12 protein-coding genes are annotated in these 13,030 nt (G+C 48.5%); 9 read left to right on the top strand and 3 right to left on the bottom strand.

The annotated features are described in order from the left end of the window. The first annotated feature begins 110 nt into the window (after nt 1–110). From pyrH to dxr, 6 genes are all read left to right on the top strand, one after another. Nucleotides 111–854, top strand: coding sequence for a UMP kinase (gene pyrH, locus ACN08W_RS06260; protein WP_419102148.1), 744 nt, complete (start codon nt 111–113; stop codon nt 852–854). A gap of 232 nt (nt 855–1,086) precedes the next feature. Then, complete coding sequence (frr, locus tag ACN08W_RS06265) at nt 1,087–1,644, top strand: ribosome recycling factor (protein WP_419103285.1); 558 nt, start codon at nt 1,087–1,089, stop codon at nt 1,642–1,644. A 5-nt stretch (nt 1,645–1,649) separates the two neighbouring features. Further along, nucleotides 1,650–2,498, top strand: a complete 849-nt coding sequence (locus tag ACN08W_RS06270; RefSeq protein WP_419103284.1) for a phosphatidate cytidylyltransferase — start codon at nt 1,650–1,652, stop codon at nt 2,496–2,498. Between the two features lie 55 nt (nt 2,499–2,553). Next, the gene (locus ACN08W_RS06275; protein ID WP_419103283.1) at nt 2,554–3,141 is read left to right on the top strand and encodes a cell division protein DivIVA; all 588 of its coding nucleotides are present in this window, start codon (nt 2,554–2,556) and stop codon (nt 3,139–3,141) included. Between the two features lie 151 nt (nt 3,142–3,292). Then, entirely contained in the window at nt 3,293–3,553 is a 261-nt protein-coding gene (locus tag ACN08W_RS06280) for a GlsB/YeaQ/YmgE family stress response membrane protein (protein WP_419103282.1), read from the top strand. 136 nt (nt 3,554–3,689) lie between these two features. Next, entirely contained in the window at nt 3,690–5,015 is a 1,326-nt protein-coding gene (gene dxr / locus ACN08W_RS06285; protein WP_419103281.1) for a 1-deoxy-D-xylulose-5-phosphate reductoisomerase, read from the top strand. Nucleotides 5,016–5,136: 121 nt separating this feature from the next. Here dxr and pflA read toward each other — a convergent pair whose 3' ends face one another. The 3 genes from pflA to pflB form a co-directional block, all read right to left on the bottom strand. Next, a complete protein-coding gene (pflA, locus tag ACN08W_RS06290; protein ID WP_419109059.1) occupies nt 5,137–5,988 on the bottom strand; it encodes a pyruvate formate-lyase-activating protein in 852 nt (283 codons plus the stop codon). Between the two features lie 44 nt (nt 5,989–6,032). Next, nucleotides 6,033–6,287, bottom strand: a complete 255-nt coding sequence (grcA2, locus tag ACN08W_RS06295) for an autonomous glycyl radical cofactor GrcA2 (protein WP_419102155.1) — start codon at nt 6,285–6,287, stop codon at nt 6,033–6,035. 103 nt (nt 6,288–6,390) lie between these two features. Next, nucleotides 6,391–8,499 carry a formate C-acetyltransferase gene (gene pflB, locus ACN08W_RS06300; RefSeq protein ID WP_419107247.1) on the bottom strand — a complete coding sequence of 703 codons (2,109 nt, stop codon included), beginning with the start codon at nt 8,497–8,499 and terminating at the stop codon, nt 6,391–6,393. Between the two features lie 558 nt (nt 8,500–9,057). On the opposite strand from pflB, the gene ACN08W_RS06305 reads away from it, so the two are divergent. From ACN08W_RS06305 to ACN08W_RS06315, 3 genes are all read left to right on the top strand, one after another. Beyond that, entirely contained in the window at nt 9,058–10,389 is a 1,332-nt protein-coding gene (locus tag ACN08W_RS06305) for a M50 family metallopeptidase (protein ID WP_419103278.1), read from the top strand. A 222-nt stretch (nt 10,390–10,611) separates the two neighbouring features. After that, on the top strand, nt 10,612–11,781 hold the full coding sequence (gene ispG / locus ACN08W_RS06310; RefSeq protein ID WP_419103277.1) for a flavodoxin-dependent (E)-4-hydroxy-3-methylbut-2-enyl-diphosphate synthase: 1,170 nt from the start codon (nt 10,612–10,614) through the stop codon (nt 11,779–11,781). Between the two features lie 78 nt (nt 11,782–11,859). Beyond that, nucleotides 11,860–13,023 (top strand): GNAT family N-acetyltransferase, encoded by a 1,164-nt coding sequence (locus ACN08W_RS06315; protein WP_419109060.1) that lies wholly within the window; start codon nt 11,860–11,862, stop codon nt 13,021–13,023. Nucleotides 13,024–13,030: the final 7 nt, after the last annotated feature.

Here is a 13,030-nt window from a genome sequence, read left to right on the forward strand (position 1 = left end):
AACATAACAAGGGGAAGTACCTAGAACGGTACTTCCCCTTGTCGTATGCTATTAGACGAGAACGCGTTTTATGACGCATGATAAATACAGAACTTTTTGGAGGCTCCATCATGACTCAGCCCGCTACTACCCCCACTTATCGCGATGACACAGGACGCCGTCGAGTTCTTCTCAAACTATCTGGGGAAGTCTTTGGTGGCGGAGAAGTTGGTATTGCAACTGACGTCGTTCGTGGAGTTGCTGAACAAATCGCTGCAACTATTGGAAAAGTAGAGACCGCTATTGTGATTGGTGGAGGTAACTTCTTCCGCGGAGCAGAGCTCTCAAACGCTGGCATGGATCGTTCCCGTGCAGACTACATGGGCATGCTAGGTACGGTCATGAATTCCTTGGCTCTTCAAGATTTCCTTGAACAAGCTGGTATTGACACCCGTGTTCAATCCGCTATTACTATGCCTCAGGTTGCCGAAACCTATATTCCCCGTCGTGCGATTCGCCATATGCAAAAAGACCGCGTCGTAATTTTTGGTGCTGGCGCTGGTCTACCTTATTTCTCGACAGATACAGTTGCTGCTCAGCGTGCTCTTGAGATTTCTGCAGATGAGGTTCTCGTTGCAAAAAATGGTGTTGACGGTATCTACACTGCAGACCCTAAGACAAATCCCGATGCTGAACGTCTTTATAGCCTCACCTATGATGAGGCAATGCGTAAGAATATCCGTGTGATGGATCAGACGGCGTTCTCTCTCTGCCGTGATAACAACGTCACGATGCGCGTATTTGGTATGCAAGGTGACGGTAATGTAACTCGAGCTATTCTTGGCGAAAAGATGGGAACGCTCGTTACCGCTTAATCAATGTGAGGAACGATATTGATGAGAGGCTCTTCTGCTCATTTGGTTTGTCAACACCAGATGAGAGCAGGGGAGCCTCTTTTGGGTTGATAGCTCTTTGCACCTTCACGGAATTAACACTTGGTTCTTCGAGATGTCTTAAGCAAGAAGAGAGTAAATCAACTAGACTAATAGGGAGCATACCTATTGGTCATTGTGACTGATAAAAATACCGTATTAAAAGGAGATACCGTTGATCGAGGAATCATTAGCAGAAGCAACAACAAAGATGGACAAGGCAGTAGAAGCCGCTAAGAACGAATTTGCAAATGTGCGTACTGGTCGTGCAAATCCTTCATTGTTCTCTTCATTGACCGTAGAATACTACGGAACTCCTACCCCTTTGCAGCAGCTTGCATCCTTCCAGACTCCTGAGGCTCGCACTATCCTTATCACTCCTTACGATAAGTCTGCGCTTGGTGATATTGAAAAGGCTCTACGTAATTCTGACCTTGGTGCTAACCCTGCAAATGACGGTAACGTCATCCGTGTTGTGATGCCAGAAATGACAGAAGAACGCCGTAAAGAATACATCAAGATTGTTGGCAATAAAGCTGAGGAAGCACGTGTTTCCGTACGCAATATCCGTCGTACTGCAAAGAGCGCTATCGACAAGCTGGTCAAAGATGGCGAAGTAGGCGAAGATGAAGGCTCTCGCGGAGAAAAAGAACTAGACGCTTTGACCAAAAAGCATATTGATCAGATTGATGAGCTATTCAAGCGTAAAGAAGCGGAGCTTCTTGAGGTCTAAATTTGATGGGTACTCGGGTTAAACAGCAAACTGGGTCAAAGAATTCTAAAGCGGGACGTAACCTTCCTGCTGCTATCTTCGTAGGGACCTTTTTAGGTGCTCTTCTTATCATTGGTTTGTTTTGCTACCCTTGGCTTCTTGTCATTCTTGGTGCGCTTGCTGCTGCAGTTGGTACGTGGGAAGTAACTTCTGGTATCAATAAGAAACGCGGTATGGGAATACCTCTGTTTCCTACAGTAGCAAGCGCATTATTCCTACCCCTTATTGCTTATATCGGGGGTGGGCAATGGATGATTACTGCAATGGTGTGCGCTATTTTAGCGCAGATTATTTGGCGTCTTTTTGGTCCTAAAGACGGCATGATTATGTCAGTGATGGGATCTATCTTTGTGACCTCTTGGGTTCCTTTTATGGTGGCATTAGCGTTGCTGTTATTTAGGACAGACGGTGGCTCAGGCAAAATATTTCTCATTTTGTTGATGGCAGTTGCAAATGACACATGGGGGTATTTAGCGGGGGTACGCTGGGGCAAGCACCCGATGGCGCCAACGATTTCTCCGAAAAAAACATGGGAAGGTTTTGCTGGCTCCTTGATAGGGGCTGCATTGACGGCTGTTATTTCGTGTTTCTTTTTAGGGTATCCGTGGTGGTTCGGTGTTATCTTGGCATGTGCGCTGGTAATAACAGCAACCGCTGGTGATCTTTCTGAGTCGATGATTAAGCGTGAAATCGGCATTAAAGATATGTCAAATATTCTTCCTGGTCATGGTGGAGTGATGGACCGGTTAGATTCTATTGTTTTTTGTTTAGCTGTTGGATACGTGCTATTTACTGGTTTTGAATTCCTTTTTTAAGGTTTTACACGTGATGGAATAACATTTTCTTCACAGGTATTTTGAGGTGGTTTATATGGGAGAAAGACGTCAGCGCCTTCGTGAATTTCGTTTGGTTGAGCCGAAGAAACAGGGGTATTCTGCGCGTGAAGTAGACGCTTTCTTTGTTCAGCTGGTTGAGGATTTTGAAAATTTGCGTGCCGGACGAACTCACCCTGGGATGATGACCTCAACGACTATTCGCACCATGAGTTTTACACCGGTGCAGGGCGGTTACTATCCGGCTGACGTTGACGCGACCTTAGATCGTGTTGAAGACCGTTTCGCGTCTTTGGAACGTCGTCGTTATATTGAAAAATATGGTCGTCAGACATGGCGTCAGGCGGTAGAAGAAAGTGCTGAATTGGTGATGGGGCGTATCAACCGTGCTCCGGGTGAGCGTTTTCGCCGCCCTAGCTCTACACGGGTACAAGGGTATTTTGTCGATGATGTGGATGCCTTATGTGAGAAGCTGCGTCAGCATTTTCAAGGCGAGGGAGAACTTTCTGCGAGTCTGGTTCGTCGGGCAGTTTTTCGTAGCGCTGTAGGTTCTTTATGTTATGAAGAGACGCAAGTTGACGCATTTATGGACCGCTGTATTGAGCTTATGCTGGATTTAAAGTAGTTTTGTGTCGCTTTCATTACTCACCACAAACATAATTTCTTAAGAAAATATCACCCTGCTGACTATCTAGGTATAATGACTAATGGTTGAAGCATTTTCTGTCATCATACTTTCAGAGAGCGGAAACTCTCATAAAAATAGGGAGATAAAAATGGGTCTTATTACCTGGATTATTTTAGGCCTCATCGCTGGTGCACTCGCTAAGTTCATCATGCCCGGTAAACAAGGTGGAGGATTTATTGTCACCACCGCATTGGGTATTGTTGGTGCGTTCATCGGCGGATGGTTGGGAACCTTCATCCCCGGCCTTTCTAACGGAATCACTCAACTAAGCTTCGGCACTATTGTCACAGCTGTTATTGGTTCTCTTATTGCTCTCTTCATCTGGGGCAAACTAGGCGCAAAAAACTAAAAACTTATCACTACCGTGCGATGCGAGGCTGATAGCTCTCAACCGAGATGCTAGCACCCTCGCATCGTTATTTTAAACATGGCTACTGGTCCTAGCGTCCTCAAAGTGTTTCGGCAAAGACGGTAAACTACATACTATGAAATTTGGTGGCACAGCTGAACCGCGAACAAATACACATCCCCTAGAAACTCTCACTGACGAATACCTACAACATCTTGGAATAGGTCGAACTGTCAGTATTCTTGGCTCAACCGGTTCTATCGGAACTCAAGCCCTTCAAGTACTACGGCACTTATGCACCCTTTCTCAAACGCACCTACACGATGAGGGTGCCCCCCTTCGTGTCAAAGCTCTCTCTGCCGGAAGAAACTCCCTAGAACTATTAGCACAACAAGCGGTAGAGACCCGTGCAGAACTGGTTGCAACGAGCGGAACAGAACAAGACCGTATCACCTTACAAGAACTCATCCAACAGCACAGCACAGCACATGGATTATCTGGGTACAGCCCACAGATTATCTGCGGCGAAAACGCATCTTCTGAAGCTGCGAGCTGCGGTGCAGATATAGTACTGAACGGAATCACCGGTTCCATCGGTTTACGCCCCACCCTAGCAGGCTTAGCCTCTGGTGCTCAGGTTGCATTAGCAAATAAAGAGTCTCTCATCGCTGGTGGAGCTTTAGTCCGCCAAGCAGTAGATCAATCATCCCTTGAACAGCCACTTATCCCTGTTGATTCTGAACATTCTGCTTTGGCGCAGGCACTAGGCGCTGGTCACGATAGCGAAATTGAACGTTTAATCCTCACCGCATCGGGCGGGCCATTTCGTGGCATGACCAAAGAACAACTACAACATGTGACCCCTGAGCAAGCCCTAGCTCACCCTACGTGGGACATGGGCAAAGTGGTCACTACAAACTCTGCTTCGATGGTCAATAAAGCTCTTGAGGTACTAGAAGCACACTACCTGTTCGGTATAGACCTTGACCATATTGATGTGACGGTACACCCGCAATCAGTGGTACATTCTATGGTCCAATTTATTGACGGTACGACCATTGCCCAAGCTAGCCCACCGACCATGCTTTTACCCATTGCGTTAGGTCTTACCTGGCCGTATCGTATCCCTCGCGTTGCACCCGCCTGTAACTGGAATACCGCACAGAAATGGACTTTCGAACCTCTTGATGAAGAAGCGTTCCCAGCTGTTCGTATCATTAAAGAAGCTGGACGTCGTGGAGGAACCTTCCCTGCGGTATTTAATGCTGCGAATGAAGAAGCTGTAGAAGCCTTCCATGCGAAGAAAATTTCTTTTACCGCGATGATTGATACTGTTCAAAAAGTACTGGACGAACACGAATCCTCAAGTGCATATTGTTCCGAAAAAAACTTGACCTTGGACTCAGTTTTAGAAGCAGAGCGCTGGGCACGTATACGTGCCGGCGAAATACTGGCACAATAGTAGATGTACCAAAACGTGTTGACCACGGCGGCAAGCTCCTTGAGAACTTGCCGCCGTGGTCTTTAACAATACTTATTCGCCTGAGCTATCCAAAAAATGCGGAATCCCAGTAACACTCACCTTAGTAGACGGTAAGTCCGCGGTCCCGAAATTGTTGGCGTACCCGCTCTGTTTCTTCTTTGCTAGGAGGACGCACCTCTTCAAGCTTGTAGTCAAGACCCAAAGAACGCCATTTATCTGTTCCCATCTGGTGAAAAGGTAAAACTTCAACTCTGCGAACAGAACGAGGCCAACGGCATACAATATCTGCAACGTTCTCAACATTCTCATAAGAGTCGGTGTAACCAGGCACTGACACAAAACGAATCCACACATCTTTGCCCAGAGCATTGAGCCTATCACCAAAATCAATAGTTGGTTGTAAACGTCGTCCTGTCACACGATGGTAGGTTTCCTCATCGCCAGCTTTAACATCGAGAAGAACTAAATCTACTGACTCAAGAAAATCATCGGTAGCTGCTGCACCTAAATAACCAGAAGTATCAATACATGTATGGATACCTAAAGATTTAGCGCCCATAAGAACATTCCACGCAAAAGCACGTTGCATGAGAACTTCTCCACCAGAAATGGTCAAACCACCACCGGTAGATTTAAAAATTTTGCGATAACGCTTGATACGTTTGAGCAATTCTTGAGCCTCAACTGGCTGACCATCACGCATGTTAAACGTATCTGGATTATGACAGTACACGCACCGCAACGGGCAACCATTCATAAAAACTGTCATACGGGTGCCAGGCCCATCTACCGCGGTAACCAACTCCCAAGAATGAACAGAACCTAACTTCCCTTCTCTCATTCTTTTAAGCTGTTCGCTTCGTTCTAAATCGGTGAGTTCACCAAGACCCCACGTTCCAGCTCCTGCATGACGAGACGCTGGGGGAGCAAAGCCTTGTTCCCCCAACGGCATCGTTTCTACTGTTGATGTAGACATCATTAACCAGCGGAAGAGAGTTATGCACTCTGATGGAAAGTCCGTGAGAGAACGTCAAGTTGCTGCTCACGTGTCAAACGCACAAAGTTTACGGCATACCCAGAGACTCGAACGGTGAGGTTTGGGTATTTATCGGGGTTTTCCATTGCGTCTTCGAGGGTCTCACGGTTGAGGACGTTGATATTTGCATGGTATAGGCCATGCTGATCTGCCGGGACGTTAGCTCGGTTAGCTTTCATCTCTGCAAGACGTTCTTCAAAGGTTTTGACTGCCATGATAATTTTCTCCTTAGATTTTTCAAGTGATGTGTTGGTATATGCCTCAGCATGAGGGCATATACCAACACGAGGTAACCCATGGGGTGACCGTTATATGCGGTTAGTCTTCTTCTGGTAAGAATCCTGCATCAAGGATTCCTACAAGGTTCTGAACCTGTTCTTCTTTGGTGCGTCCCAATGCGGTGGGGGTGATGGTGTTGGTCAACGAGATACCGTCGAGAGCATCTTGATAGTCAAGTTTGCCAACAGAAAGCATGGAAGCCACCATGCCGTGTGTATCCATACCGTTTTCGGGGTTTGCGCCGGGGGAGAAGGGTGTTCCTGCACGGTGTCCGGAAGGGAAGTTTCCGGTAGCTTTACCGTAGACAACGTTTGAGGTAATCGTGAGCACTGACTGGGTGGGGATAGCATCACGATAAAGCGGGATAGCTTTAATCTTGCTCATGACAGTGTGAACGATTGTTGCAGCAATATCGTCTGCTCTGTCATCGTCGTTTCCGTATGCGGGGAAGTCTCCTTCGGTGATGTAATCAACGATGAGTCCTGTTTCGTCGCGGACTGGAGTAACTTTCGCATATTTAATAGCTGACAGTGAGTCCGCAACAATGGATAGCCCAGCGATACCGCATCCCATAGCTCGAATGACGTCGGAATCGTGAAGCGCCATCTCAATGGCCTCATAAGCGTATTTATCGTGGCAGTAGTGAATGATGTTGAGTGCTTCAACGTATGTTGCAATCACCCAATCGAGCATTTCTTCATACTTTTGCCAGACTTCGTCAAAGTCGAGAGGCCCGTCACCGGTGATGGGTTCGTACCCTTCAACGATGAGCTTCCCGCTCATCTCGTCTCGTCCACCGTTGATTGCGTAAAGCAATGCTTTAGCAGCGTTGACACGAGCACCAAAGAATTGCATTTGTTTTCCGACCTTCATGGGGGATACACAGCATGCAATGGCGGCGTCGTCTCCCCAAGTGTTTCGGATTTGTGGGTCGGACTCGTATTGGATGGAGGATGTTTCGATGGAGATAGCAGAGCAGAACTCTTTGTATCCTGCGGGAAGTTTTTCGTCCCAGAAGATGGTGATATTTGGTTCTGGGGCTGGTCCGAGGTTGCGTAGAGTCTGTAGGAGTCGGAAGGATGTTTTGACGACGAGGGTTCGTCCGTCGTCTCCGAATCCTGCATCGGACCATGTTGCCCAGTATGGGTCTCCTGAGAAGATTTGGTCGTAGTCGATGGTGCGTAAGAAGCGGACGATGCGTAGTTTGATAACGAGCGCGTCGATCATTTCTTGTGCATCAGATTCGGTGATGGTTCCGTTGGCGAGATCTCGTTCGAAGTAGATGTCGAGGAAGCCAGAGAGTCGTCCGATGGACATAGCGGCGCCGTCTTGTGATTTGACGGATGCGAGGTATGCGAAGTAGGTCCATTGGACGGCTTCTTGTGCGTTTTTTGCGGGCCCTGAGATGTCGAATCCGTAGGCTTGTGCCATGTTCTTGAGTCGTTTGAGGGCTTTGATTTGTTCTGAGTGTTCTTCGCGGTATCGTGCCCAGTGTTCGGAGAATCCTTGGTCAGCGACTTTGTGTTTGTCGGCTTCTTTTTCTCGGATGAGGAAGTCTACGCCGTAGAGTGCTACACGGCGGTAGTCGCCGATGATGCGTCCACGTCCGTAGGCATCGGGTAAGCCGGTGATGATGTGTGATGAACGGGCTGCTCGGATACGTGGGGTGTAGATGTCGAATACTGCGTCGTTGTGGGTTTTGCGGTATTCGGTAAATATTTTTTTGATGTTTGGGTTGGGTTCTTTGCCGGCTTCTTTGATGGCGGTTTCGACCATGCGCCAGCCGCCGTTGGGCATCATGGCGCGTTTGAGGGGGACGTCTGTTTGTAGTCCGACGCAGACGTCGTCGTCTTCGCTGATGTAGCCGGCAGGGAATGCGTCGATTTCTGCAGGGGTGTTGGTGTCGACGTCATAGACGCGTTGTTTGCGTTCTACAGAGAGGTATTTCTTTTCGAGGGTGTCCCAGACTCTGAGTGTTTTGTCGGTGGGGCCGGCGAGGAAGGAAGCGTCGCCTTCATAGGGGGTGTAGTTGCGTTGGATGAAGTCTCTGAGGTCTACATGTTCTTGCCATGGGCCTGGTGTGAAATCTTTCCATGCGACGGCGAAGATGTCGTGCTCTGCTGTGTGCGATTCCGTGGGAACGGTCATGTCTGCACTCCTGTTTGCGGTACCGCGTTTATTTGTGTGTGCGGTGTTTTTATGTGACGTTTTTATCGTATCTATTGAGCTGTTGAATGTTAAAAGGTGTGGTGGTTTTGCGGTAATGACGATTTCTATATCTCATTAATAAACATGCTTTGACTAGCTGTTTTAAAAATATTAGAAAATGTTATTGTGCATTTATGTGATACGTAACGTCTATTGTGTTCTTTTGTGAAGTTTTTGTGTTGGTGACATATAGTTAAAGTTCTGCAAGGTGTTGCGCAGAGGGTTTTTGTGACCATAAGGAGATTGTGTTCTTATGGTTTCATCTTTTCTTGTGTTGTTTTATGGAGGGAGGGGAACAACCTGCACAAATAACACTCACGCCTCGGCCCCGCACACAATAACCACCAAAAATACTGTAAAAACTACGCTTAACATCCCAGAAAAAACTGTGTACTAGCTCAATGCACGGTGCGTAGCACTGCCACAACACTCGAAAACATGGTTTGATAGGTGAAGTTTAAAGAATTTCACCACGAACAGCGCAGAGAGGAAACAAACATGGGTACCGCCTTATTTATTGGGGGAGTTGTCATCATGACACTCGCCATCATTCTCTCTATCGCTTTACACGAAATAGGGCACCTCGTCCCCGCAAAACTCTTCAACGTCAGAGTGCCTCAATACATGATTGGGTTCGGCTCAACCATCTTCTCCCGAAAAGTAGGCGAAACCGAATACGGAATCAAAGCCATCCCTCTTGGCGGATACATATCAATGATTGGGATGTACCCACCCGCCTCAAAAACCACTCGTCACAACCGCCTATCGCAGATTTACCAAGACGCACGCGATATCGACGCCGAACGTATCACGCCAAACGACGACGGCCGATTGTTCTACCAACTGCCAGTCTACAAACGCATTATCATCATGCTCGGCGGGCCCACCATGAACCTCCTCATTGGGGTTCTCTGCATGGCAGTGCTCATCCTCGGCTTTGGAAAATACCAGCCCACAACCACCATCGAAACCATCTCACAATGCGTACATACCGTCACTGCCACTAACGTAGACCAAGCCAACCGTGCCAGCTGCACCAATACAGATCCCGATTCTCCAGCACACGCGGCAGGTCTTATAGCTGGAGATACTATTACTGTTTTTGCCGGTGAACAGGTCACCTCGTGGGAACAGCTCACCTCTCTCATTCAACGGAACGCAAACCACGCTGTTCCAGTAACCGTTGAAAAAGATGGACAAACCCGAGAACTGACCATCACCCCGTTGGAAACGGTGAGACCGGTCTATAACCAACTCACAGGACAATATGAAAAGAACCCCGACGGAACCTACAAAACTATGACCGTCGGATTTATCGGCGTCAGCCCCACTAGCGAACTAACACCAGGGCATATTAGCCAAGTTCTCCCCGAAGTGGGGAACACCCTCGAACGTATTGGCGCAACAGTCCTCAAACTGCCAGCACGCGTATTTGCCGTGGGTGAATCGCTGGTAACAGGAAGCGAACGCCCCGCAGACTCACCGGTTTCTGTTGTTGGTGTAGGTCGAGCAGCTGGCGAAATTGCAGCAACAGACCGCATCGATTTACGTTCTAAAAGCGCTACGCTCATTTCTCTCATCGGTTCCATGAACCTCATGCTATTCGTCTTCAACCTCATCCCACTTCTGCCACTTGACGGTGGACACGTAGCTGGAGCGCTATGGGAGGGCCTCCGAAAAGGCTGGGCACGTCTGAGAGGAAAAGCAGATCCCGGACCCTTTGACCCCGTAAAGCTTCTTCCACTGACATGGGTTGTTGCTGGAGCATTCATCCTGATGTCTGTGGTGCTCATCCTTGCTGATCTCATCAAGCCCATTAATATTTTCTAAAAATATTATCTGTGACAAAACCGACAGTCGCTCTCATAAGGGCTGTATATCGTGGAAGAACAAACCAACACTCAAGCTCTTAACATTGCGCTGAGAGCTATATCTACAGCAGAAACTCGTAGCGAAGCCCACTGCATTCGAAAAAACACCGGTATCTAGTGCACAATAGATAACGGTATCGGTGCGCATCGCGCACCACCGACAAGTCTTTGGAGGAACATCTTGGCTTCGGTCAGTTTAGGTATGCCCGCACCCGCCCCGCTTACACTTGCGCCCCGCCGCAAAACCCGACAATTCAAAGTCGGCTCCGTAGGCGTAGGCTCAAACTCTCCGGTGTCGGTGCAATCAATGACAACCACCAAGACACACGACATTGGTGCAACCCTCCAACAAATTGCTGAACTTACCGCTGCCGGTTGCGATATCGTACGTGTCGCCTGCCCCACCGACAAAGACGCAGAAGCGCTCCCTATCATTGCGAAACAATCACAAATCCCCGTTATCGCAGATATCCACTTCAAACCCAAATACGTGTACGCCGCCATTGAAGCAGGCTGTGGAGCCGTTCGCGTTAACCCCGGAAACATCCGCCAATTCGATGACCAAGTCAAAGAAATCGCGCAGATGGCAAATGACCACGGAACCTCCATCCGTATCGGTGTTAACGCTGGATCCCTCGACAAGCGCCTCCTCCAAAAATACGGCAAAGCAACCCCCGACGCTCTCGTAGAATCAGCAGTCTGGGAAGCCTCACTCTTTGAAGAACACGACTTCTACGATTTCAAAATCTCCGTTAAACACAACGACCCCGTCGTCATGGTCGAAGCCTATAAACGCCTAGCAGAACGTGGAGACTGGCCCTTGCATTTAGGCGTTACCGAAGCTGGGCCAGCTTTTCAAGGCACTATCAAATCCGCAACGGCTTTCGGGGCGCTCCTGTCTCAAGGCATCGGTGACACTATCCGAGTGTCGCTTTCTGCTCCTCCCGTTGAAGAAGTCAAAGTGGGTTCACAGATTCTTGAATCGCTCAACCTCCGCCCCCGAAAACTCGACATCGTATCTTGTCCCTCCTGCGGACGAGCACAAGTCAACGTTTGGGAATTAGCAGAAAACGTCACCAAGGGGCTCGAAGGCATGAAAGTGCCACTTCGTGTTGCCGTCATGGGCTGTGTTGTGAACGGCCCCGGTGAAGCCCGCGAAGCAGATCTTGGTGTCGCATCAGGAAACGGCAAAGGACAAATCTTCGTCAAAGGTGAAGTCATCAAGACCGTACCCGAAGACCAAATCGTTGAAACTCTCATCGAAGAAGCCAACCGTATCGCCGAAGAAATGGAAGCTAACGGCGAATATATCCCAGAAGACGGGCCTGGCGCACAAGTCATCGTTAAATAACACCGCAACTACTGGTCAGGGAAGTACTAAAACCCTGACCAGTGTTGTACGCCCAACCCGAAGAAAGCTGCTGTTACAGTGCTCTCATTTTTTCAACGCAATACAGACGATGTCTTGATTCGTCCACTGACCACCGATGACTGGGACGAACTCGAAAAGATGATAGCCCTTGACCCCATTAAAAACCTATATGCCTCAGAACATCTAGAACGCTTCGGACTGCCAACACCCTCAGCACTGAGCGGATACCGCCACAACTATGGGTTTATGGGAATCTTCCTCCCCGTCTACGAGAACGCACCATTAGCTCAGCACGGTGTAGAACTCACCTACGGCACGTCAGAAGAAGGCCGGAAACCACTAGGCGGTAGTGAAAAAATCGGGCACACCGTCAAAAGAATCACCGGAAAACTCGTCGAAAAAATTACCCCAGAACTATTACGCCCCATTCCTTTACCCAACGAGATTCTTGACTCTGCAGAAAAAGGCTCTCAAGAACAACCCGCAACTTTTTTCACCATGGTTGGAGCCTTCTGGCTAGGGTCAAACTGCGTACCCATCCTAATCCCCAAGGAGTACCGTAAACACGTCAGCACTGTTATTGCTCGTTCGCTCAAATACATTGCTTGCATCATCGGAGAAGCAGAAGATGCACTGGGGCTATGGTCACTGCTTCAATCTAAAACAGGAACACCACATTCGGTATGTGAAAATCAACCGCTACTGTACCTCGACCCACAAAAATCTTTAGAAACACTCACCACACAAAAAATTCAACCTCTCCAAGCAACTCTTGACGTCCCACCCATTGCAGAGAACCCCGTCCGCTGGGCGCGCACCTCCGACCGAGACTCACTGCTCAAAGCCTCCGTTGCAATGTTCATCGAAGAAATCGGCTACGACCCGATGGACAGAGACGCCATCGGATACGCTCAACGCGTTGAAGAATACATCAGAACAGGGAGAAGCCTCGTCGCTACAAACGATGACGGTGTTGTCATCTTCAAAGCAGACCTTGGGTTAGCGTACTCAGACCTCTGCCAAATACAAGGGGTCTGGTTACACCCTGCCTATCGTGGGGTAGGGCTTTCTGCACCTTTACTCGCTCAATCTATTGAACTAATCCGCCCACGATTCCCTCATATTAGCTTGTACGTCAATAACCATAACCAGCCTGCATACCGCTTATATCAAAGCCTTGGTATGGAACAACATGGTACCTTCGCTACCATCACGTTCTAAAAAACTA

Origin of the sequence: Rothia sp. CCM 9419 (assembly GCF_048512815.1) — a bacterium.
In the GTDB taxonomy this organism is placed as follows: Bacteria; Actinomycetota; Actinomycetes; order Actinomycetales; family Micrococcaceae; genus Rothia.

Excerpts from the sequence above, each read along its gene's own strand:
- pyrH (WP_419102148.1), top strand. The coding sequence starts at position 111 with ATGACTCAGCCCGCTACTACCCCCACTTATCGCGATGACACAGGACGC.
- ACN08W_RS06270 (WP_419103284.1), top strand. The coding sequence starts at position 1,650 with ATGGGTACTCGGGTTAAACAGCAAACTGGGTCAAAGAATTCTAAAGCG.
- ACN08W_RS06275 (WP_419103283.1), top strand. The coding sequence starts at position 2,554 with ATGGGAGAAAGACGTCAGCGCCTTCGTGAATTTCGTTTGGTTGAGCCG.
- ACN08W_RS06280 (WP_419103282.1), top strand. The coding sequence starts at position 3,293 with ATGGGTCTTATTACCTGGATTATTTTAGGCCTCATCGCTGGTGCACTC.
- dxr (WP_419103281.1), top strand. The coding sequence starts at position 3,690 with ATGAAATTTGGTGGCACAGCTGAACCGCGAACAAATACACATCCCCTA.
- pflA (WP_419109059.1), bottom strand. The coding sequence starts at position 5,988 with ATGCCGTTGGGGGAACAAGGCTTTGCTCCCCCAGCGTCTCGTCATGCA.
- grcA2 (WP_419102155.1), bottom strand. The coding sequence starts at position 6,287 with ATGGCAGTCAAAACCTTTGAAGAACGTCTTGCAGAGATGAAAGCTAAC.
- pflB (WP_419107247.1), bottom strand. The coding sequence starts at position 8,499 with ATGACCGTTCCCACGGAATCGCACACAGCAGAGCACGACATCTTCGCC.
- ACN08W_RS06305 (WP_419103278.1), top strand. The coding sequence starts at position 9,058 with ATGGGTACCGCCTTATTTATTGGGGGAGTTGTCATCATGACACTCGCC.